Origin of the sequence: Streptomyces sp. NPDC008137, from assembly GCF_042957035.1 — a bacterium.
In the GTDB taxonomy this organism is placed as follows: domain Bacteria; phylum Actinomycetota; class Actinomycetes; order Streptomycetales; family Streptomycetaceae; genus Streptomyces.
Map to the genome: position 1 here is coordinate 270173 of NZ_JBIBHN010000008.1, position 21922 is coordinate 292094.

Annotated in this window: 16 protein-coding genes; 10 read left to right on the forward strand and 6 right to left on the reverse strand. The window is 67.8% G+C overall.

The window, feature by feature from the left end:
* Nucleotides 1–31: 31 nt before the first annotated feature.
* The 5 genes from ACFZBT_RS16355 to ACFZBT_RS16375 all read left to right on the forward strand — a co-directional run bounded on the left by ACFZBT_RS16355 (nt 32) and on the right by ACFZBT_RS16375 (nt 10254).
* Nucleotides 32–862 (forward strand): LppX_LprAFG lipoprotein, encoded by an 831-nt coding sequence (locus ACFZBT_RS16355; protein ID WP_391103513.1) that lies wholly within the window; start codon nt 32–34, stop codon nt 860–862.
* 293 nt (nt 863–1155) lie between these two features.
* Nucleotides 1156–1686, forward strand: coding sequence for a 50S ribosomal protein L10 (gene rplJ, locus ACFZBT_RS16360; protein ID WP_215119470.1), 531 nt, complete (start codon nt 1156–1158; stop codon nt 1684–1686).
* Nucleotides 1687–1800: 114 nt separating this feature from the next.
* Entirely contained in the window at nt 1801–2190 is a 390-nt protein-coding gene (gene rplL, locus ACFZBT_RS16365) for a 50S ribosomal protein L7/L12 (protein WP_391103515.1), read from the forward strand.
* 572 nt (nt 2191–2762) lie between these two features.
* Entirely contained in the window at nt 2763–6248 is a 3486-nt protein-coding gene (gene rpoB, locus ACFZBT_RS16370; RefSeq protein WP_391103517.1) for a DNA-directed RNA polymerase subunit beta, read from the forward strand.
* A gap of 94 nt (nt 6249–6342) precedes the next feature.
* The gene (locus tag ACFZBT_RS16375; RefSeq protein ID WP_391103519.1) at nt 6343–10254 is read left to right on the forward strand and encodes a DNA-directed RNA polymerase subunit beta'; all 3912 of its coding nucleotides are present in this window, start codon (nt 6343–6345) and stop codon (nt 10252–10254) included.
* Between the two features lie 58 nt (nt 10255–10312).
* Here the strand turns inward: ACFZBT_RS16375 and ACFZBT_RS16380 are convergent, their stop codons facing one another.
* From ACFZBT_RS16380 to ACFZBT_RS16405, 6 genes are all read right to left on the reverse strand, one after another.
* A complete protein-coding gene (locus tag ACFZBT_RS16380; RefSeq protein WP_391103522.1) occupies nt 10313–11269 on the reverse strand; it encodes a M48 family metalloprotease in 957 nt (318 codons plus the stop codon).
* A 38-nt stretch (nt 11270–11307) separates the two neighbouring features.
* Nucleotides 11308–11814 (reverse strand): Pycsar system effector family protein, encoded by a 507-nt coding sequence (locus ACFZBT_RS16385; protein WP_391103524.1) that lies wholly within the window; start codon nt 11812–11814, stop codon nt 11308–11310.
* Nucleotides 11811–12719 (reverse strand): hypothetical protein, encoded by a 909-nt coding sequence (locus ACFZBT_RS16390; RefSeq protein WP_391103526.1) that lies wholly within the window; start codon nt 12717–12719, stop codon nt 11811–11813. The genes ACFZBT_RS16385 and ACFZBT_RS16390 overlap by 4 nt, the downstream gene beginning before the upstream one ends.
* A 20-nt stretch (nt 12720–12739) precedes the next feature.
* Nucleotides 12740–14845, reverse strand: coding sequence for a hypothetical protein (locus ACFZBT_RS16395; protein ID WP_391103528.1), 2106 nt, complete (start codon nt 14843–14845; stop codon nt 12740–12742).
* Entirely contained in the window at nt 14842–15582 is a 741-nt protein-coding gene (locus ACFZBT_RS16400; RefSeq protein WP_391103530.1) for a hypothetical protein, read from the reverse strand. Before ACFZBT_RS16400 ends, ACFZBT_RS16395 begins: the two co-directional genes overlap by 4 nt.
* Before the next feature lie 123 nt (nt 15583–15705).
* A complete protein-coding gene (locus ACFZBT_RS16405; RefSeq protein WP_391103532.1) occupies nt 15706–16410 on the reverse strand; it encodes a cyclic nucleotide-binding domain-containing protein in 705 nt (234 codons plus the stop codon).
* Between the two features lie 206 nt (nt 16411–16616).
* On the opposite strand from ACFZBT_RS16405, the gene ACFZBT_RS16410 reads away from it, so the two are divergent.
* From ACFZBT_RS16410 to tuf, 5 genes are all read left to right on the forward strand, one after another.
* A complete protein-coding gene (locus ACFZBT_RS16410; protein ID WP_391103534.1) occupies nt 16617–17138 on the forward strand; it encodes a DUF1707 domain-containing protein in 522 nt (173 codons plus the stop codon).
* A gap of 336 nt (nt 17139–17474) precedes the next feature.
* On the forward strand, nt 17475–17846 hold the full coding sequence (rpsL, locus tag ACFZBT_RS16415; RefSeq protein ID WP_003948652.1) for a 30S ribosomal protein S12: 372 nt from the start codon (nt 17475–17477) through the stop codon (nt 17844–17846).
* Nucleotides 17847–17848: 2 nt separating this feature from the next.
* Nucleotides 17849–18319 carry a 30S ribosomal protein S7 gene (gene rpsG, locus ACFZBT_RS16420; RefSeq protein ID WP_003992340.1) on the forward strand — a complete coding sequence of 157 codons (471 nt, stop codon included), beginning with the start codon at nt 17849–17851 and terminating at the stop codon, nt 18317–18319.
* A 39-nt stretch (nt 18320–18358) separates the two neighbouring features.
* Nucleotides 18359–20485, forward strand: a complete 2127-nt coding sequence (gene fusA, locus ACFZBT_RS16425) for an elongation factor G (protein ID WP_184591469.1) — start codon at nt 18359–18361, stop codon at nt 20483–20485.
* 157 nt (nt 20486–20642) lie between these two features.
* Nucleotides 20643–21836, forward strand: coding sequence for an elongation factor Tu (tuf, locus tag ACFZBT_RS16430; protein WP_193482362.1), 1194 nt, complete (start codon nt 20643–20645; stop codon nt 21834–21836).
* Nucleotides 21837–21922: the final 86 nt, after the last annotated feature.

Genomic DNA, 21922 nt, shown 5'->3' on the forward strand with positions numbered 1-21922 from the left:
GAAGCAAGTCTGCATTCCTTGGGGGGAATCAATGAAGACATCCATACCCGCCGCGGGCCTGGGCGCGCTGCTTCTCGCCGCCGGCGCGGTCGGCTGCGGCTCCGAGCAGTCGCCGGAGATGACGCCCGCGGCCGCCGTCGCCAAGGCCGCGAAGAACACGGAGGACATCACGTCCCTCCGGTACCGCCTGAGTGGCACGAGCCCGGGCGAGGGCCGGGTCAAGGGCGAGGCGTCGATGCGCATGAAGCCCACGATCGCCATGAGCATGAAGATGACGGCACCCGACAAGGGAGCCACCGAGGCCGTGGAGATCCGCCTCGTCGACAAGGCCATGTACCTCGGTGGGGGAGCCGAGATGGCCAAGGAGATGGACGGCAAGCGCTGGATGAAGTTCGACCTGTCCGGGTCCGAGGCCGGCAAGGAACTCGACCAGATGGGCAGCAGCACGAGCCAGGCCGAGCAGAACCCGGCGGCCGAGTCCGCCTTCCTCACGGGCGCCAAGGACGTGAAGGAGGTCGGCTCGGAGAAGGTCGACGGCGTCGAGACGACCCACTACTCGGGCACGGTCACGCTGGCCGACCTGCGCGCCTCCCTCAAGGACGCCAAGGCGGACACCCGCAAGCAGCGCGAGAAGAGCATCAAGCAGTACGAGAAGCTCGGCGTCGACAAGCTCACGATGGACATGTGGATCGACGGCGACGACCACACCAAGCAGTTCCGCATGAAGGGCGAGGCCGACAAGGGTCCGCTCGACATGACCATCACGTTCCTCGACTACAACAAGCCGGTGGACGTCAAGGCGCCGCCCGCCAAGGAGGTCGCGGACCTGGGCGAGATGTTCAAGGAACTCGGCGCGAGCTGATCCGGCGTACGGGCGGATTTGCTTGACGGCGATCCGTTCCCGTACCCTCCTGTAGAAGCCAAAGACCGCTGGTCGTTACCGCGCGCTCGGAAGAGGGCGCGGTGGCCGAAGGATCCGCTGAACGGCGGACGACCCGCGCAGGTGACACTGGAAGAGCTCCTGGACTTCGCCGCCGTGTGCGGACGGACAACCGGTTGAGCTACGCCCCGTGCGCTTGCGCCGGGGCGTTTCGTTTTCCCCAGTCCTCCTTCGGGTCCGCGCGGTCCGAATCACCCGGAAGGAGGCCGAGGCTCATGGCGAGGCCTGACAAGGTCGATGCCGTCGAGGAGATGCGGGACAAGTTCCGCAACTCCAACGGTGCCGTCGTTACCGCGTACACCGGTCTCACCGTGGCGCAGCTCCAGCAGCTGCGTCGTTCACTCGGTGAGAACGCTAACTACCGTGTGGCGAAGAACACGCTGACCAAGATTGCGGCCAATGAGGCCGGGATCAACACGATCGACGACCTCTTCACGGGTTCGTCGGCCGTCGCCTTCGTGACCGGTGACCCGGTCGAGGCGGCGAAGGGTCTCCGTGACTTCGCCAAGGACAACCCCAACCTCGTCATCAAGGGCGGTGTCCTTGACGGCAAGGCGCTGTCCGCCGATGACATCAAGAAGCTTGCGGACCTCGAGTCCCGCGAGGTTCTGCTCTCCAAGCTGGCCGGTGCCATGAAGGGCAAGCAGTCCCAGGCTGCCTCTGTCTTCCAGGCGCTGCCGTCGAAGCTCGTCCGCACCGTGGACGCGCTCCGTGCCAAGCAGGACGAGCAGGGCGGTGCCGAGTAACTCGGCTCGCACACTGGCCCCCGCTGCCTGAACGCGGAGGCCACAGCGGGCCGACGTACGCCCGCCACACCCAGTACATCCGGCACCTGCCGATTTAGTGGAAGGACCGCCATCATGGCGAAGCTCAGCCAGGACGACCTGCTCGCCCAGTTCGAAGAGATGACCCTCATCGAGCTCTCCGAGTTCGTGAAGGCCTTCGAGGAGAAGTTCGACGTCACCGCCGCCGCTGCCGCGCCGGTCGTCGTCGCCGGTGGTGCCGCTGGTGGCGCCGCCGCCGAGGCCGCCGAGGAGCAGGACGAGTTCGACGTCATCCTCACCGGCGCCGGCGACAAGAAGATCCAGGTCATCAAGGTCGTGCGCGAGCTGACCTCCCTCGGCCTGAAGGAGGCCAAGGACCTGGTCGACGGTGCGCCGAAGCCGGTTCTGGAGAAGGTCGCCAAGGAGGCCGCCGACAAGGCGAAGGAGTCCCTCGAGGGCGCCGGCGCCTCCGTCGAGGTCAAGTAAGACCTCTCGGATCCGCCAGGATCCACGACACGTCCCCTTGGGCGTGTAACGCGTAAGCGCGGAAGAGCGATCATCCATCCGGGTGGTCGCTCTTCGGCGTTCCCGGGGTCCGGCCACGGTTGCCTTGCACCCTCAGTGACGGGGGGTATGGTGATCTTCGTCGTGTCTCCGGGCGGCTCCGGTTCGGGCAGGGGGGCCTTGACGAACCGCACGCAGCGCGCAATTCTCAGGACGCGTCGTCACAAGGATCCGTATCCGAGGCATGGATCGACGACGAAGAGGGCAGTATCAACGTGCGTTGAGGGCAGCGCCTTGTCGCAGGAGTGGAACAACGAGGGTCAACACGGGCGTGAAAACCCGGACTGGACATCAGTGTGCCAAGTGGCTACACTGACCCTTTGCGCTGCCTGTTAGCTGTCCCCTGCCCGTCACCAGGGGTCTGCCCTCACCCGAGCATCGAGACAAGAACTGTCTGACCTGGCCTTTTGGCCGGACCGACTCAGCTTGTCTCTGTGTACGGGAGAGGGGCCGGTACGCGCGTAGTGAGTCCGAGCCCTCGGAAGGACCCCCTCTTGGCCGCCTCGCGCAACGCCTCGACCGCGAATACGAACAACGCCGCCAGCACTGCCCCGCTGCGCATCTCTTTTGCAAAGATCAAGGAGCCTCTCGAGGTTCCGAACCTGCTCGCGCTGCAGACCGAGAGCTTCGACTGGCTGCTCGGCAACACCGCTTGGCAGAGTCGGGTCGAGGAGGCTCTGGACAGCGGTCAGGACGTCCCCACCAAGTCCGGTCTGGAGGAGATCTTCGAGGAGATCTCCCCGATCGAGGACTTCAGCGGGTCGATGTCGCTGACCTTCCGTGACCACCGCTTCGAGCCGCCGAAGAACTCGATCGACGAGTGCAAGGAGCGCGACTTCACGTACGCGGCCCCGCTCTTCGTCACCGCTGAGTTCACCAACAACGAGACCGGCGAGATCAAGTCCCAGACCGTCTTCATGGGCGACTTCCCGCTCATGACGAACAAGGGCACCTTCGTCATCAACGGCACCGAGCGTGTCGTGGTGTCGCAGCTGGTCCGTTCGCCCGGTGTCTACTTCGACTCCTCGATCGACAAGACATCCGACAAGGACATCTTCTCCGCCAAGGTCATCCCGTCCCGGGGTGCCTGGCTGGAGCTGGAGATCGACAAGCGCGACATGGTCGGTGTCCGCATCGACCGCAAGCGCAAGCAGTCCGTCACCGTCCTGCTCAAGGCTCTCGGTTGGACCACCGAGCAGATCCTCGAGGAGTTCGGCGAGTACGAGTCCATGCGCGCCACCCTGGAGAAGGACCACACCCAGGGCCAGGACGACGCGCTGCTCGACATCTACCGCAAGCTGCGTCCGGGTGAGCCCCCCACGCGTGAGGCCGCGCAGACGCTCCTTGAGAACCTGTACTTCAACCCCAAGCGCTACGACCTCGCGAAGGTCGGCCGCTACAAGGTCAACAAGAAGCTCGGCGCGGACGCTCCGCTCGACGCCGGCATCCTGACCGTCGAGGACGTCATCTCGACGATCAAGTACCTGGTGAAGCTGCACGCGGGCGAGACCGAGACGGTCGGCGACAGCGGTACCTCGATCGTCGTCGAGACCGACGACATCGACCACTTCGGCAACCGTCGTCTGCGCAGTGTCGGCGAGCTCATCCAGAACCAGGTCCGTACGGGTCTGGCGCGTATGGAGCGTGTCGTCCGCGAGCGGATGACGACCCAGGACGTCGAGGCGATCACGCCGCAGACCCTGATCAACATCCGGCCGGTCGTCGCCTCCATCAAGGAGTTCTTCGGCACCAGCCAGCTGTCGCAGTTCATGGACCAGAACAACCCGCTGTCGGGTCTGACGCACAAGCGTCGTCTCTCGGCTCTGGGTCCCGGTGGTCTGTCCCGTGAGCGGGCCGGCTTCGAGGTCCGTGACGTGCACCCCTCGCACTACGGCCGCATGTGCCCGATCGAGACGCCCGAAGGCCCGAACATCGGCCTGATCGGCTCGCTCGCCTCCTACGGCCGGGTCAACGCGTTCGGTTTCGTCGAGACCCCGTACCGCAAGGTCTTCGAGGGCCAGGTCACCGACGATGTCGACTACCTGACCGCCGACGAGGAGGACCGCTTTGTCATCGCGCAGGCCAACGCGCCGCTGACGGACGACCTCCGCTTCGCCGAGGCCCGTGTGCTCGTCCGCCGTAAGGGCGGCGAGGTCGACTACGTCACCGGTGAAGACGTGGACTACATGGACGTCTCGCCGCGCCAGATGGTGTCGGTCGCGACCGCCATGATCCCCTTCCTCGAGCACGACGACGCCAACCGTGCCCTCATGGGCGCGAACATGATGCGTCAGGCCGTGCCGCTGATTAAGTCCGAGGCCCCGCTCGTCGGCACCGGCATGGAGTACCGCTCCGCGGCCGACGCCGGCGACGTGGTCAAGGCCGAGAAGCCGGGTGTGGTCCAGGAGGTCTCCGCGGACTACATCACCACCGCCAACGACGACGGCACGTACATCACGTACCGCCTGGCCAAGTTCGCCCGCTCCAACCAGGGCACCTCGGTCAACCAGAAGGTCATCGTCAGCGAGGGCGACCGGATCATCGAGGGCCAGATCCTCGCGGACGGTCCGGCCACCCAGCAGGGCGAGATGGCGCTGGGCAAGAACCTGCTCGTGGCGTTCATGCCGTGGGAGGGTCACAACTACGAGGACGCGATCATCCTGTCGCAGCGCCTCGTGCAGGACGACGTCCTCTCCTCGATCCACATCGAGGAGCACGAGGTCGACGCCCGTGACACCAAGCTCGGCCCCGAGGAGATCACCCGGGACATCCCGAACGTCTCCGAGGAGGTCCTCGCCGACCTCGACGAGCGCGGCATCATCCGTATCGGTGCCGAGGTCATCGCCGGTGACATCCTCGTCGGCAAGGTCACGCCCAAGGGTGAGACGGAGCTGACGCCCGAGGAGCGCCTGCTGCGCGCGATCTTCGGTGAGAAGGCTCGTGAGGTCCGTGACACCTCGCTGAAGGTGCCGCACGGCGAGACCGGCAAGGTCATCGGCGTCCGCGTCTTCGACCGCGAGGAGGGCGACGAGCTTCCCCCCGGTGTGAACCAGCTGGTGCGCGTCTACGTCGCGCAGAAGCGCAAGATCACCGACGGTGACAAGCTCGCCGGCCGTCACGGCAACAAGGGCGTCATCTCGAAGATCCTGCCGATCGAGGACATGCCGTTCCTGGAGGACGGCACCCCGGTCGACATCATCCTCAACCCGCTCGGTGTGCCGTCCCGAATGAACCCGGGACAGGTCCTGGAGATCCACCTCGGCTGGCTCGCCAGCCGCGGCTGGGACGTCTCCGGTCTCGCGGACGACTGGGCGCAGCGCCTCCAGGCCATCGAGGCCGACAAGGTCGAGCCCGGCACCAACGTCGCCACCCCCGTCTTCGACGGTGCGCGTGAGGACGAGCTGGCGGGTCTGCTGAACCACACGATCCCGAACCGTGACGGCGAGCGCATGGTGCTCCCGACCGGTAAGGCGCCGCTGTTCGACGGCCGCTCCGGCGAGCCGTTCCCGGAGCCGATCTCGGTCGGCTACATGTACATCCTGAAGCTGCACCACCTGGTCGACGACAAGCTGCACGCCCGTTCGACCGGTCCGTACTCGATGATCACCCAGCAGCCGCTGGGTGGTAAGGCCCAGTTCGGTGGCCAGCGCTTCGGTGAGATGGAGGTGTGGGCGCTGGAGGCTTACGGCGCCGCGTACGCCCTCCAGGAGCTGCTGACCATCAAGTCCGACGACGTCACCGGCCGCGTGAAGGTCTACGAGGCCATCGTCAAGGGCGAGAACATTCCCGAGCCCGGCATCCCCGAGTCCTTCAAGGTGCTCATCAAGGAGATGCAGTCCCTGTGCCTCAACGTGGAGGTGCTGTCCTCGGACGGCATGTCCATCGAGATGCGCGACACCGACGAGGACGTCTTCCGCGCTGCGGAGGAGCTTGGCATCGACCTGTCCCGGCGCGAGCCGAGCAGCGTCGAAGAGGTCTGACGGGAGTTCGGAGGCCTTCGTCATGAAGGCCTCCGGCCCCAGGACCCCCGTATCAGACCCCATGACTTACAACCCTGAGAGGGATTGACGCATAGTGCTCGACGTCAACTTCTTCGACGAGCTCCGGATCGGTCTGGCCACCGCTGACGACATCCGTCAGTGGAGCCACGGCGAGGTCAAGAAGCCCGAGACGATCAACTACCGCACGCTCAAGCCCGAAAAGGACGGACTCTTCTGCGAGAAGATCTTCGGTCCGACCCGGGACTGGGAGTGCTACTGCGGCAAGTACAAGCGTGTCCGCTTCAAGGGCATCATCTGTGAGCGGTGTGGCGTCGAGGTCACCCGCGCCAAGGTGCGCCGTGAGCGGATGGGCCACATCGAGCTGGCCGCGCCCGTCACGCACATCTGGTACTTCAAGGGTGTTCCGTCGCGCCTGGGCTACCTGCTCGACCTGGCGCCGAAGGACCTCGAGAAGGTCATCTACTTCGCGGCGTACATGATCACGTACGTCGACGAGGAGCGCCGTACGCGCGACCTGCCCTCGCTGGAGGCCCACGTCTCCGTCGAGCGCCAGCAGATCGAGCAGCGCCGCGACGCCGACCTGGAGGCCCGCGCCAAGAAGCTCGAGACCGACCTGGCCGAGCTGGAGGCCGAGGGCGCCAAGGCCGACGTGCGCCGCAAGGTGCGCGAGGGTGCCGAGCGCGAGATGAAGCAGCTGCGTGACCGTGCGCAGCGCGAGATCGACCGTCTCGACGAGGTGTGGAACCGCTTCAAGAACCTCAAGGTCCAGGACCTCGAGGGCGACGAGCTGCTCTACCGCGAGCTGCGTGACCGCTTCGGCACGTACTTCGACGGCTCGATGGGTGCCGCGGCGCTGCAGAAGCGCCTGGAGTCCTTCGACCTCGACGAGGAGGCCGAGAAGCTCCGCGAGATCATCCGCACCGGCAAGGGCCAGAAGAAGACCCGTGCGCTCAAGCGCCTGAAGGTCGTCTCCGCGTTCCTGCAGACCAGCAACAGCCCCAAGGGCATGGTGCTCGACTGCGTGCCGGTCATCCCGCCGGACCTCCGCCCGATGGTGCAGCTGGACGGTGGCCGCTTCGCGACCTCCGACCTGAACGACCTGTACCGCCGTGTGATCAACCGGAACAACCGACTGAAGCGCCTTCTCGACCTCGGTGCGCCCGAGATCATCGTGAACAACGAGAAGCGCATGCTCCAGGAGGCCGTCGACGCGCTGTTCGACAACGGCCGCCGTGGTCGTCCGGTCACCGGTCCCGGTAACCGCCCGCTGAAGTCCCTCAGCGACATGCTGAAGGGCAAGCAGGGCCGCTTCCGTCAGAACCTGCTCGGTAAGCGTGTGGACTACTCCGCGCGTTCCGTGATCGTCGTCGGCCCGCAGCTGAAGCTGCACCAGTGCGGTCTGCCGAAGGCGATGGCGCTGGAGCTCTTCAAGCCGTTCGTGATGAAGCGCCTGGTCGACCTGAACCACGCGCAGAACATCAAGAGCGCCAAGCGCATGGTCGAGCGCGGCCGCACGGTCGTGTACGACGTGCTGGAAGAGGTCATCGCGGAGCACCCGGTTCTGCTGAACCGTGCGCCCACGCTGCACCGCCTCGGCATCCAGGCCTTCGAGCCGCAGCTGGTCGAGGGCAAGGCCATCCAGATCCACCCGCTCGTCTGCACCGCGTTCAACGCGGACTTCGACGGTGACCAGATGGCCGTCCACCTGCCGCTCTCCGCGGAGGCGCAGGCCGAGGCCCGCATCCTGATGCTGTCCTCGAACAACATCCTCAAGCCCGCCGACGGCCGTCCGGTGACGATGCCGACCCAGGACATGGTCCTCGGTCTGTTCTTCCTCACCACCGACGGCGAGATGCGCGACCTCAAGGGCGAGGGCCGTTCCTTCGCCTCGGTCGCCGAGGCGATCATGGCCTTCGACGCGGGCGAGCTGTCGCTCCAGTCGAAGATCGACGTCCGCTTCCCGGTCGGCACCATCCCGCCGCGTGGCTGGATGCCGCCGGCGCCCGAGCAGGGTGCCGAGGGCGACGGCGGCGAGTGGCAGCAGGGTGACCCCTTCCGGCTGAACACCACCCTGGGCCGTGCGCTCTTCAACGAGCTGCTGCCCGAGGACTACCCGTTCGTCGACTACGAGGTCGGCAAGAAGCAGCTCTCCGAGATCGTCAACGACCTCGCCGAGCGCTACCCCAAGGTCATCGTGGCGGCGACGCTCGACAACCTGAAGGCGGCCGGCTTCTACTGGGCGACCCGCTCCGGCGTCACCGTGGCCATCTCCGACGTCGTCGTTCCCGAGGCGAAGAAGGAGATCGTCCGCGGCTACGAGGCGCAGGACGAGAAGGTCCAGAAGCAGTACGAGCGCGGTCTGATCACCAAGGACGAGCGCACGCAGGAGCTCATCGCGATCTGGACCAAGGCGACCAACGAGGTCGCCGAGGCGATGAACGACAACTTCCCGAAGACCAACCCGATCTTCATGATGGTGAACTCGGGTGCACGAGGCAACATGATGCAGATGCGTCAGATCGCCGGTATGCGTGGTCTGGTGTCGAACGCGAAGAACGAGACGATCCCGCGTCCCATTAAGGCGTCGTTCCGTGAGGGTCTGTCCGTGCTGGAGTACTTCATCTCCACGCACGGTGCCCGTAAGGGTCTGGCGGACACCGCTCTGCGTACCGCCGACTCGGGTTACCTGACCCGTCGTCTGGTCGACGTCTCCCAGGACGTCATCATCCGCGAGGAGGACTGCGGCACCGAGCGCGGTCTGAAGCTGCGGATCGCCTCGAAGGACGAGGCCGGTGTCCTGCGCAAGGCCGAGGACGTCGAGACCAGCGTCTACGCCCGCATGCTCGCCCAGGACGTCGTCATCGACGGCAAGGTGATCGCGCCGGCCAACGTGGACCTGGGCGACGTGCTCATCGACCAGCTCGTGCACCACGGTGTCGAGGAGGTCAAGACCCGCTCGATCCTGACCTGCGAGTCGCACGTCGGCACCTGTGCCATGTGCTACGGCCGTTCGCTGGCCACCGGCAAGCTGGTCGACATCGGTGAGGCGGTCGGCATCATCGCCGCCCAGTCCATCGGTGAGCCCGGTACCCAGCTGACGATGCGTACCTTCCACACCGGTGGTGTGGCCGGTGACGACATCACCCAGGGTCTGCCGCGTGTCGTCGAGCTCTTCGAGGCCCGTACCCCGAAGGGTGTCGCCCCGATCTCCGAGGCCTCCGGCCGCGTGCGGATCGAGGAGACCGAGAAGACCAAGAAGATCGTCGTCACCCCGGACGACGGCAGCGACGAGACGGCGTTCCCGATCTCGAAGCGTGCCCGTCTCCTGGTCAGCGAGGGCGAGCACGTCGAGGTGGGCCAGAAGCTCACCGTGGGTGCCACCAACCCGCACGACGTGCTGCGCATCCTGGGCCAGCGCGCCGTCCAGGTCCACCTGGTCGGCGAGGTCCAGAAGGTCTACAACTCGCAGGGTGTGTCGATCCACGACAAGCACATCGAGATCATCATCCGGCAGATGCTCCGCCGTGTGACGATCATCGAGTCGGGCGACGCCGAGCTGCTGCCCGGCGAGCTGGTCGAGCGCTCGAAGTTCGAGACCGAGAACCGTCGTGTGGTCCAGGAGGGCGGTCACCCGGCCTCCGGTCGTCCGCAGCTGATGGGTATCACCAAGGCCTCGCTGGCGACGGAATCCTGGCTGTCGGCCGCCTCCTTCCAGGAGACGACCCGAGTCCTGACGGACGCGGCGATCAACGCCAAGTCCGACAGCCTCATCGGCCTCAAGGAGAACGTCATCATCGGTAAGCTCATCCCGGCCGGTACGGGTCTGTCCCGCTACCGCAACATCCGGGTCGAGCCGACCGAGGAGGCCAAGGCCGCGATGTACTCGGCCGTCGGCTACGACGACATCGACTACTCGCCGTTCGGTACGGGCTCTGGGCAGGCCGTGCCGCTGGAGGACTACGACTACGGGCCGTACAACCAGTAAGCGAGTGGCTTGAGCCATGGAGGGCGGTCATCCTTTGGGGTGGCCGCCCTCCGGCGTTTCAGCGGCGGCTCTCCAGGTGGGTCTGCAAGTGGTGGAGCCGAGTGTGGACGTCGGGGTGGGAGTCGAGCAGCCGCGTGATCATTCCGCTTTTCGCGAGGGCGAGGCCCGGGGCGGTGGCCGTGACCTTCCGTTCGCGCTCCTGGTGCAGTACGGCCATGAGCTGGGGCGCGAAGCCGAGCCCCGCCGCGTGCTCGTCGGCCCGCAGCTCGGACCGCCTGGCGACCGCGGCCACCAGGTAGGGCGTCGCCAACGGCAGGAAGACCAGCCCGTACGTGGAGGTCGCCAGCGCGATCAGAACGGCCCCGGTCACGCCGATCAGCACGGCGGCCGCACCCGTCGGGAGCCGGCCCAGCCGGGTGCACAACAGGAGCAGCAGCCGCCAGGCGAGCCGGCCCGGCAGCGCGTACCAGAGGGACAGCAGCGAGGCCCACGCGTGTCCCCGTGCGTGATGCCCGAGTTCGTGGGCGAGGACGCCGGCGAGCTGGGCGGGCGTCAGGGTCCGCAGTGAGTGACTGGTCACGCCGACGATGTGACCGGCCGCCGCCAGGGCGTTGATCTCGTCGCTCTCCTCCATCCAGAGTTGATAAGCGCTCGCGTCCACTCCGGCCCTGGCGGTCACCTCCTGCCAGACGGGCCGCAGTCGCCCGTCCTCCTCCGGAGTGGGATAGCGCAGGCCGAAGAGCCACCGGGCCAGGAGCCGCTCGCACGGCCGGTGGAAGGCCAGGGCCCCGCTCAGGACCCAGCCGCCGAAGAGCAGCCACCAGGGCAGATGGATCAGGTGGCTCAGGGCGTACGACACGACGAAGACGACGGCCAGGCTGGCCATGACGTGGGGGAGATGCAGCGCCAGCGAACCGAGGGCGGTGAGGTCGGCCCCACGTCTGCGGGCGGCTATGTGGATCCGGCCGGGACGGCGGGGGAGGTCGTCGTCGTGGACCGGTGCGGGCATGGGCATGGGCCTTCCTTCCCGTGCGGGGGACAGAGCGGCGTGGTTCAGGCGAGGAGCATTGATCCGGGCAGCAGGACCGCCGCGCAGCCGAACGAGACCAGTCCGGTCCGGATCCAGAAGTGCTTGCGGGCGGCGATGCCGCTCGTCTCGGCGAGGGCGAGCAGAAGGCCACGAGCGGGGTCGCGGCCGGTGTCCGCGAGGGCCGTGCTGAGCCGGCCCTCGCCCGCGGCTCGTCGTACGTCGCCGAAGTAGGTGAGCGGGCTCCCGGGCGTCCAGCGGCTGCTCCGGTAGCGGGGCACGACCGCGAGGAGGAGGGCGAACAGCGCGACGACCAGGGACGTCGCCCCGGCCCACCACAGCACTGCGGCGGGCGCGGGAAGCCGTCCGGGAGTCCAGTCGCGGTCGGCCAGGAGCGCGGCGAGCACGCCCCCCGAGATGCCCAGGGCGCCGACGAGCACAGTGGCCTTGGCGTCGGCGCGGGCGATCTCGCCGCGGAGGTCGGCGAGCAGCTGGATGCCCGCCCGCACGCCGGGATCGTCCGAGGAGGTCATGTGCCGGACTCCGGATCGTCCTCGGGCGGGGCGGACGGGTCCGTGGTCCGCAGGATGACCTTCATCCGCTCGGCGATGAGCTTGTGGGGCTCGTCGAGCTGGTAGCCCTCCAACTGCTTGCTGTCCAAGGCCTGGTTGATCAGGTTCACCTGGGTGTCCAGCAGCCTGTTCTGGCCCGACTGGAGATGCTCCAGGACGAGCCGGGTCTCCTCCGGGTGCGCCGCCAGGTGCAGGGCGAGCGCGGCGGTACCGCCCCTGGCCAGGGTGAGTTCGTAGAACCTGATCTGTTCGGCCCTGCGCTCGGCCTCGTAGGTGTCGCGGAGCCGGGTCGCCTCGTGCTCCGGCTTCGCGGCCTCCACCTCGTGCCGGGCGGTCCGCAGGCGGGCCTGGTGGGATCGCTCGGTCGCGTCGCGGCGCAGGCGTATCGAGCAGGTGACATGCAGGCCCTGGGCGCGGCCGAGCGAGGTCGCCTCCCGCACCGCCCGCTGCACGGCCTGCTCCGCCTCGGCGCTCGCGTCGATGGGGTGACGGCGGCCGGCGTCCCGCATCAGGGGCAGCAGCTCCCGGGTGAGCAGGCCGGGTACGTCCCGCTCCTGGCTGCGGACGAAGAGCGCCGGGCTGCTGACCCGCCAGCCGACGTCGGCCGTGACCTCGAACTCGAAGCTGTCGACCAGGCTGGGCAGGAGCGCGTCCAGTTGGAAGGCGTGCGGGTCCGTGTCCACCTCGTACACGGCGACGTACCGCCGCATGGACGCGGGACGGTCGGGCGGCGGGAAGGTCTCGTACGCGCCCTTTCGGGTCACGCACACGAGGGCGTGGTCGATGCGGCCCGTGAAGCGGCGGCCGCCGAGGTGGAAGCGCGGCAGCTGCCAGACGGTGCGGACGGGGTCGGTGTCGTGTTCCATGGTCGGCCTCCGTAGGCGGGTCAGTCGAGTGCGAGGCGCTTGCTCAGCCGGTCCGCGGCCGGTGTGACGGCTCCTCCGGAATCGCGGACCGTGCCCAGCAGATGGCCGATGCGCTGCCGGTTGGTGGGCGTGGTGACGAGGGCGCCGAGCAGCGAGGCGAGGGCCGACTCGGTCTCCGGGTCGTCGTCGGCCAGGCGCACCCAGCCGCGCAGGACGCCGAGGGCCTTCGGGTTGTGCGTCCGGTCGGTGAGCAGCGCGTCCCAGAACGCGGTCAGCTGCCGGGCGGCCGTCGGGTCGTCGGCTGCCGCGGCCCGCGCGTACCAGGTGAGGACGGGCGGGCGGTCGCTGTCGTCGTCCTTGGTGTGTCCGCAGGCCTGGAGGAAGGCGAGCAGGGCGTGCCGGCGGACCACGCGGTCGGTGCGCAGGAGCCCGGCCAGGGTGGCCAGTACGGGGTCCCGTACCGCGAGGAGCAGCAGCTCGAGGGCGTCCGCGAGCTGCCGGGCCTCCTCCGGTGGCTCCTCGTCCTCCTGGCCGCTCCCGGTCTCGGTGGGCGGTGTCCGGTGCATGGCGTCCAGGAGCGCCGCCAGGGTCTCCTCGTGGTACACCGGCCCCAGGAGGCCGTAGGCACGGATGGCCGTCCAGCGGCGGCTCTCGACCTCTCCGGTGCACCAGTCGTGCAGGATCCGGGAGACCGTCGGCACCCCCAGCAGCTGGGCCATGGTGAGGGCGTTGGCCGCGGTCAGCCAGGCATGCGGTTTACGGCCGTCCGCCCACGGCTCGATTAGATGGGCCATGGCGGACGACAGATCGGCCTTGGCGAGCAGTGCGGCCGCCGACGCGGCCCGGGTCCGCACCAGCGGGCGGCGGTCGTCGGCCAGCTTGCGGATCCACTCGGCGAAGGCCGGGCGGGCCGACGGGTGGAGGTTCCACACCTCCTCCAGCAGCTTCCGGGGCGTCCGATCGTCCCGGAAGGCCGCGCAGAACCTGCCCTCCAGAGGACCCCACTCGGTGACCTCCGCGGTCACGTACCCCTCGGCGTGGGCGAGCCGGAGCCGCTCCTCGCGGGAACTTCCGAAGACCGGGACGGACGCCCGGACATTCGGATCCTGAAGGGCGTGCAGCCGTACGAAGAGACCGTCGGCGAGCTCGGCGGCCACCGCGTACGGCGCCTTGTCGAACACGGCGAGGGAGACGAGGAACGCCTTGTCGTGCAGACCGGGCTTCTCCTCGGTGAGCCAGCGGCTCACCCGGGTCGTCACAGCGGTCTCACCGAAGGCGGCGAGCCCCGCCTCGTCGGTCTCGCCGCGGTGGTGGGCGACGAGCCGCAGCGCGAACTGCCTGATCTCCTCCGGCCGGTGGTGCCGGACGAGGAACTCCTTCACCGCTGTCAGGCTCGACAGCTCCGGCCAGGCGGCCTCTCCGGTCACCAGAGTGACGTGGGCGTGCAGCAGATCCTCGGCCGGCGGGGGTTCCCACCGTACGGACGGGACGCCACCCAGCGACGCCGAGGGTTCGACGGTGATCACGAGCCGGGCCCGGACGCGTTCCAACTGCTCGCGAAGAGAGAACAGTTGGGCCTCGCGCAGGGGACGGTTCCGGCTGACGGCCAGATCGCACAGGACGTACCCGGCCGAGGTGTCGACCTGGTCGGGCAGTGCCGAGAAGGAGGCGGGGGGATCGAGGGAGCGCATCCGGTCCAGGCCCAGCCGGCGCAGCAGCATCAGCGCGGCGGAGCGGCGGCCCGTCTCGCGTCCGCCGGACAGGATGACGAGCCGGTCGCTGCGCAATCGCGTGAGCGCCTCGTCGAAGCGGTCGCAGCCCCGGAAAACTCTCGCCAGTTCGTCGATCTCTGTTTGCGGGACCGGCCCGGACCGTGCGGGAGGCGTCTCGGCCCGGCCTCCGAAGTGGTAGTGCTTGTCGCCGTGGTGGTAGCCGCCGGTCTGCCCGAACTGGTCCCGGGCGACCAGGGTCGAGACGAAGTCCGGGCCGTGCGCGATCAGGTCCCGGCGCGCCGCCCACGCCTTCTGCCTCGGCTGTTCCTCGGATGCCTCATCCTGCTGCTTCTTCTCGCTGTCCTGCGCCTCATCCGGGTTCGCCGCGTCGGCGGGCGTCTCCTCCTGGCTCATCGGCGCTCGTCCCCGCCGGGACGGGTGAAGTCGAAGCGCTGGTCTCCGTAGTGGGTGCCGCCTGCCTGACCGTACTGGTCGCCGCCGATGGAGATGTCGTGGCGTTGGGCGACCGGTGCTTCCGGTCCCGGGGCGGCACCGGCGGCGGATTCGGTCGAGCCCGGCGCGCCCGGGCCCCCGTGCACCCAAGCCACCGTAGGCCCCTCCTTCGTCCCCACCGTCACCCGGTGGAACTCCTCCGGCCGCACGCCCAGCGGGCCGTGCCGCACCACCCCCTGGTAGATCCCCTCCGACACGCACAGCACGCAGTCGGATTCGCGCTGCTTCAGGGCGTCGCGCAGGGGGTCGGAGTTCAGCAGGCGGACCGCGTGGTTGAGGTCGGAGCCGACCCAGCCGTCGAGTTCGTCGACGGCGACGTAGCCGGAGGACAGGACGATGCGCAGCCGCATGCGGGCGCTGGTCGCCAGGAGGCGGTTCTTGTTGTGGAGGAGGGCGGGGGTCTCGGTCAGGAGGGTCTTGATCAGGGCGGGTACAGGGACCGCGGTGTCGATCAGCTCCATGACGGAGTCGCCGCGGTCGGCGCGCAGCCGGGCCGTCTCGTCCACGGCGGCGTCGAGCAGGGTCGCGTCTACGACGTCGTACAGGACGCGGCGCAGGAACGCCTGTTCCACGTCGTCGCGCGAGCCGTACTGCTCGATGTCGAAGAGGAGGATCGTGCGGTACACGGGGTCGGTCATGGCTGCCTCTCGCACGTCGGTGTCCGTCGTCCAGCACGATGGCGGGCCGCGGGCGAGCGCCGGAGGGCCGATGACACGGACGGAATGTGACCGTGTGCATGGAACGGCGGGCGGGGATGTGCGTCAGGCGGAGGCGTCGCCGGCGATGCGGCGCAGTACGTCGGGGCGGAGTACGACGATGCGACGGCGCCGGGTGGCGACGACCTGCCGGTCCCGCAGCTCCTTGAGGAGGCGGGCCACCGCCTCGCGCGAGGAGCCCACGGAACCGGCGAACTCCTGCTGGCTGAGCCCGATGGTGAGTTCGATGCCCTCGTCCGTCCGGCTGCCGTGCGTGCGCACCAGTTCGAGCAGCAGGACGGCCAGCCGTTCGCGCACGGTCAGCGCGGCCCATTCCAGCCGGCGGCGGTCGGTCGAGCGCTGCCGGTCCGTGGACAGGCTCAGCAGGTGCAGTGCGACCCGGGCGTGGTCCGAGACGAACGCGGTGAAACGGTTCTGGTCGATGACGACCGCCTCCACCGGCTCCAGGGCCGTCACGGTCGCCGAGCGGCCACGGCCGCTGAGGGCCGCACCCTCGCCGATGATGTCGCCGGGGCCGCGCAGGGCGAGCAGTGCCTCGTAGCCGTTGGCGGCGATCGCCGTGACCTTGGTCCAGCCATGCAGGAGGAGCAGGACGTGGGCCGAGGGCTCGTCCTGGTGCAGGATGACGCCCCGGGCCCGGTAGCCGAGGGGGCGGCCGATGGCGAGCAGGGCGGCGCGGTCCTCCCGCTCCAGCCGGGCGAGGAACGGGACGCCGTCGTCGTCCCACGCACGTGCCTGCCCCCCGGTCATCCCGCCGCCCCCGCGTTCACCCGTGCCGATGCCTGCCCTCTACAGGCGTCGTCGTACAGGCGTCAACGTACTTGAAATGACCATGGGAGAAACGGGCGACATTCGGCCGCGTGGCTGACGTACGGTGCCTCACCCCGGGCGCACCGATGCCGGACGCGTCCCCTCGGCGCATCATGGAAGGACTCGGGCTCCCGGGGAGGTACCTCGTGTCGCAGCCGCCCTATCCCTCCTGGCACCCCTGGCAGGGCGCCGGCCCGCCGTCGATGCTCGCCTCGCACGCCGACCGTGAGCGAACCGTGGACGTGCTCAGGGCCGGTTACGGCGAGGGGCGGATGGAGCGGGACGAGTTCGAGAAGCGGGTGGCGCGGGCGTACGGGGCCCGGACCGTGGGGGAGCTGGCGCTGCTCGTGGCGGATCTGCCGCAGGGGCCGGTGCCGCAGTCGACGGGTGCCGTGCCCGTGGCGCGGACGTTCCTGCCGGTGCCGCGGCCCCCGACGAACGGGAAGGCGGTCGCGGCGGGTGTGTGCGGTCTGCTGTGTGTGCCGACGATGGGGCTGACCGGGATCCCGGCCGTCGTGCTGGGGCACGTGGCGCGGGCCGAGATCCGCAGCCGGGGCGAGCTGGGGGACGGGCTCGCGCTGACCGGACTGGTGCTCGGATGGTTGTCCACGGCAGGCTGGGCACTCGTCCTGGTGTTGCTCACGGTGGTGTCCATCGCGGCGGGCTGAGCGATCGCTGAACAGCCGGACGGACGGTGGCTGAACGTCCGGATGAACGGTCGGCTCAACGGCCCGGGGTCTTGACATGCTCCGCATAACCATGCGGGCGGCACCCATTTGTTTTGACCGCAGCGAATGCGATAGGTACGCTCAGACCTTGTGCCTGGGGTGTGCCCTGGCTCTCGTGCGTGCCATCAACCGCATCGCGAGCTGTTACCGGCCACCGCAATCTGCGCTTCTTTCTGCCTCGCGGCGGGAGTCCGCCGGATTCGACACACCCGACCGCGTGGGTCGGCGACGTTCCAGGTTAGCTTCACCATTCGGCACACAGAAACCGGAGAAGTAGTGCCTACGATCCAGCAGCTGGTCCGGAAGGGCCGGCAGGACAAGGTCGAGAAGAACAAGACGCCCGCACTCGAGGGTTCCCCTCAGCGTCGTGGCGTCTGCACGCGTGTGTTCACGACCACCCCGAAGAAGCCGAACTCGGCCCTGCGTAAGGTCGCGCGTGTGCGTCTGACCAGCGGGATCGAGGTCACCGCTTACATTCCGGGTGAGGGACACAACCTGCAGGAGCACTCCATCGTGCTCGTGCGCGGCGGCCGTGTGAAGGACCTGCCGGGTGTTCGCTACAAGATCATCCGCGGCTCGCTCGACACCCAGGGTGTCAAGAACCGCAAGCAGGCCCGCAGCCGCTACGGCGCCAAGAAGGAGAAGTAAGAATGCCTCGTAAGGGCCCCGCCCCGAAGCGCCCGGTCATCATCGACCCGGTCTACGGTTCTCCTCTGGTGACCTCCCTCATCAACAAGGTGCTGCTGAACGGCAAGCGCTCCACCGCCGAGCGCATCGTCTACGGCGCCATGGAGGGTCTGCGTGAGAAGACGGGCAACGACCCGATCATCACGCTGAAGCGCGCGCTGGAAAACATCAAGCCGACCCTCGAGGTCAAGTCCCGCCGTGTCGGTGGTGCGACGTACCAGGTTCCGATCGAGGTCAAGCCCGGTCGTGCCAACACGCTCGCGCTGCGCTGGCTGGTCGGTTACTCCCGCGCCCGTCGCGAGAAGACCATGACCGAGCGTCTACTCAACGAGCTTCTCGACGCCTCCAACGGCCTTGGTGCCGCTGTGAAGAAGCGCGAGGACACCCACAAGATGGCCGAGTCCAACAAGGCCTTCGCGCACTACCGCTGGTAGTCGCTACCCACATCGAGACCGAGAGAAGACTGAAGCCTTATGGCTACCACTTCACTTGACCTGGCCAAGGTCCGCAACATCGGGATCATGGCCCACATCGACGCGGGCAAGACGACCACCACCGAGCGGATCCTGTTCTACACCGGCGTCTCGTACAAGATCGGTGAGGTCCACGACGGCGCTGCCACCATGGACTGGATGGAGCAGGAGCAGGAGCGTGGCATCACGATCACCTCTGCTGCCACCACCTGCCACTGGCCGCTCGAGGACAACGACTACACCATCAACATCATCGACACCCCGGGTCACGTCGACTTCACCGTCGAGGTGGAGCGCTCCCTGCGCGTGCTCGACGGTGCCGTGACGGTGTTCGACGGTGTCGCCGGTGTCGAGCCGCAGTCCGAGACGGTGTGGCGTCAGGCCGACCGTTACGGCGTTCCGCGTATCTGCTTCGTCAACAAGCTCGACCGGACCGGCGCGGAGTTCCACCGCTGCGTCGACATGATCTCGGACCGCCTCGGTGCGCAGCCGCTGGTCATGCAGCTGCCGATCGGTGCCGAGGCGGACTTCAAGGGCGTCATCGACCTCGTGACGATGAAGGCCCTGGTCTGGTCGGCCGAGGCGACCAAGGGCGAGATGTACGACACCGTCGACATCCCGGACACCCACGCCGAGGCTGCCGAGGAGTACCGCGGCAAGCTGCTCGAGGCCGTCGCCGAGAACGACGAAGAGCTGATGGAGCTGTACCTGGAGGGCACCGAGCCCACCGTGGAGCAGCTCTACGCCGCGATCCGTCGTATCACCATCGCGTCCGGCAAGAGCGACGGCACCACCGTCACCCCCGTGTTCTGCGGCACCGCGTTCAAGAACAAGGGCGTTCAGCCCCTGCTCGACGCGGTCGTGCGCTACCTGCCCACCCCGCTCGACGTCGAGGCCATCGAGGGCCACGACGTCAAGGACCCGGAGCAGGTCATCGCGCGCAAGCCGTCGGAGGACGAGCCCCTCGCCGCGCTGGCGTTCAAGATCATGAGCGACCCGCACCTCGGCAAGCTCACCTTCGTCCGCGTGTACTCCGGCCGTCTGGTGTCCGGCACCGCCGTGCTGAACTCCGTGAAGGGCAAGAAGGAGCGCATCGGCAAGATCTACCGCATGCACGCGAACAAGCGTGAGGAGATCGAGTCGGTGGGCGCGGGCGACATCGTCGCCGTCATGGGCCTCAAGCAGACCACCACCGGTGAGACGCTGAGCGACGACAAGAACCCGGTCATCCTGGAGTCCATGGACTTCCCGGCGCCGGTCATCCAGGTCGCCATCGAGCCCAAGTCGAAGGGTGACCAGGAGAAGCTGGGCGTCGCGATCCAGCGCCTGGCCGAGGAGGACCCGTCCTTCCAGGTCCACACCAACGAGGAGACCGGCCAGACCATCATCGGTGGTATGGGCGAGCTTCACCTCGAGGTGCTGGTCGACCGCATGAAGCGCGAGTTCAAGGTCGAGGCCAACGTCGGCAAGCCGCAGGTCGCCTACCGTGAGACGATCCGCAAGGCCGTCGAGCGCGTCGACTACACGCACAAGAAGCAGACTGGTGGTACCGGCCAGTTCGCCAAGGTGCAGATCGCGATCGAGCCGATCGAGGGCGGCGACGCCGCGTACGAGTTCGTGAACAAGGTCACCGGTGGCCGCATCCCGAAGGAGTACATCCCTTCGGTGGACGCCGGTGCGCAGGAGGCCATGCAGTTCGGCATCCTCGCCGGCTACGAGATGACGGGCGTCCGCGTCACGCTCATCGACGGTGGCTACCACGAGGTCGACTCCTCCGAGCTCGCGTTCAAGATCGCCGGATCGCAGGCCTTCAAGGAGGCCGCGCGCAAGGCCAGCCCCGTGCTGCTCGAGCCGATGATGGCCGTCGAGGTCACCACGCCCGAGGACTACATGGGTGAGGTCATCGGCGACATCAACTCCCGCCGTGGCCAGATCCAGGCCATGGAGGAGCGGGCCGGTGCCCGCCTCGTGAAGGGCCTGGTGCCCCTCTCGGAGATGTTCGGCTACGTCGGAGACCTCCGCAGCAAGACGTCGGGTCGCGCAAGCTACTCGATGCAGTTCGACTCCTACGCCGAGGTTCCCCGGAACGTCGCCGAGGAGATCATCGCGAAGGCCAAGGGCGAGTAACGCACCGCGTCTACACGCCGTAGGCTTGACTCCGGAGCCTTGAGGGGCATTCCGTCACAATCGTGGCGAGAATGCTCCGGGGCCCGGGCTTTCCAGCAAAGATCATCCTGGCGCCGATGAGTAAGGCGTACCAGAACCACTCCACAGGAGGACCCCAGTGGCGAAGGCGAAGTTCGAGCGGACTAAGCCGCACGTCAACATCGGCACCATCGGTCACATCGACCACGGTAAGACGACCCTCACGGCCGCCATTACCAAGGTGCTGCACGACGCGTACCCCGAGCTGAACGAGGCCTCGGCCTTCGACCAGATCGACAAGGCTCCCGAGGAGCGCCAGCGCGGTATCACGATCTCGATCGCGCACGTCGAGTACCAGACCGAGACGCGTCACTACGCCCACGTCGACTGCCCCGGTCACGCGGACTACATCAAGAACATGATCACGGGTGCGGCGCAGATGGACGGCGCCATCCTCGTGGTCGCCGCCACCGACGGCCCGATGCCGCAGACCAAGGAGCACGTGCTCCTGGCCCGCCAGGTCGGCGTTCCGTACATCGTCGTCGCCCTGAACAAGGCCGACATGGTGGACGACGAGGAGATCCTGGAGCTCGTCGAGCTCGAGGTCCGTGAGCTGCTCTCCGAGTACGAGTTCCCGGGCGACGACGTTCCGGTCGTCAAGGTCTCCGCTCTGAAGGCCCTCGAGGGCGACAAGGAGTGGGGCAACTCGGTCCTGGAGCTCATGAGCGCCGTCGACACCGCGATTCCGGAGCCGGAGCGCGACGTCGACAAGCCGTTCCTGATGCCGATCGAGGACGTCTTCACGATCACCGGTCGCGGTACGGTCGTCACCGGCCGTATCGAGCGTGGTGTCCTCAAGGTCAACGAGACCGTCGACATCATCGGCATCAAGACCGAGAAGACCACCACCACGGTCACCGGCATCGAGATGTTCCGGAAGCTCCTCGACGAGGGCCAGGCCGGTGAGAACGTCGGTCTGCTGCTCCGCGGCATCAAGCGCGAGGACGTCGAGCGCGGCCAGGTCATCATCAAGCCGGGCTCGGTCACCCCGCACACCGAGTTCGAGGCGCAGGCCTACATCCTGTCCAAGGACGAGGGTGGCCGTCACACGCCGTTCTTCAACAACTACCGCCCGCAGTTCTACTTCCGTACGACGGACGTGACCGGCGTGGTGACCCTCCCCGAGGGCACCGAGATGGTCATGCCGGGTGACAACACCGAGATGAAGGTGGAGCTCATCCAGCCCGTCGCCATGGAGGAGGGCCTGAAGTTCGCCATCCGTGAGGGTGGCCGGACCGTGGGCGCCGGCCAGGTCACCAAGATCAACAAGTGAGTCCTCGGACTGGCTTGAGGGTCGACTGACCTGAGTGGCTCGAAGGGGCCCGTACGACTTCGGTCGTGCGGGCCCCTTTGCCGTTG

What these genes read in the sequence shown, in the direction of transcription:
- ACFZBT_RS16355 (WP_391103513.1), top strand. Translation starts at nt 32, where the DNA reads ATGAAGACATCCATACCCGCCGCGGGCCTGGGCGCGCTGCTTCTCGCC.
- rplJ (WP_215119470.1), top strand. Translation starts at nt 1,156, where the DNA reads ATGGCGAGGCCTGACAAGGTCGATGCCGTCGAGGAGATGCGGGACAAG.
- rplL (WP_391103515.1), top strand. Translation starts at nt 1,801, where the DNA reads ATGGCGAAGCTCAGCCAGGACGACCTGCTCGCCCAGTTCGAAGAGATG.
- ACFZBT_RS16380 (WP_391103522.1), bottom strand. Translation starts at nt 11,269, where the DNA reads ATGCCCATGCCCGCACCGGTCCACGACGACGACCTCCCCCGCCGTCCC.
- ACFZBT_RS16385 (WP_391103524.1), bottom strand. Translation starts at nt 11,814, where the DNA reads ATGACCTCCTCGGACGATCCCGGCGTGCGGGCGGGCATCCAGCTGCTC.
- ACFZBT_RS16390 (WP_391103526.1), bottom strand. Translation starts at nt 12,719, where the DNA reads ATGGAACACGACACCGACCCCGTCCGCACCGTCTGGCAGCTGCCGCGC.
- ACFZBT_RS16395 (WP_391103528.1), bottom strand. Translation starts at nt 14,845, where the DNA reads ATGAGCCAGGAGGAGACGCCCGCCGACGCGGCGAACCCGGATGAGGCG.
- ACFZBT_RS16400 (WP_391103530.1), bottom strand. Translation starts at nt 15,582, where the DNA reads ATGACCGACCCCGTGTACCGCACGATCCTCCTCTTCGACATCGAGCAG.
- ACFZBT_RS16405 (WP_391103532.1), bottom strand. Translation starts at nt 16,410, where the DNA reads ATGACCGGGGGGCAGGCACGTGCGTGGGACGACGACGGCGTCCCGTTC.
- rpsG (WP_003992340.1), top strand. Translation starts at nt 17,849, where the DNA reads ATGCCTCGTAAGGGCCCCGCCCCGAAGCGCCCGGTCATCATCGACCCG.
- fusA (WP_184591469.1), top strand. Translation starts at nt 18,359, where the DNA reads ATGGCTACCACTTCACTTGACCTGGCCAAGGTCCGCAACATCGGGATC.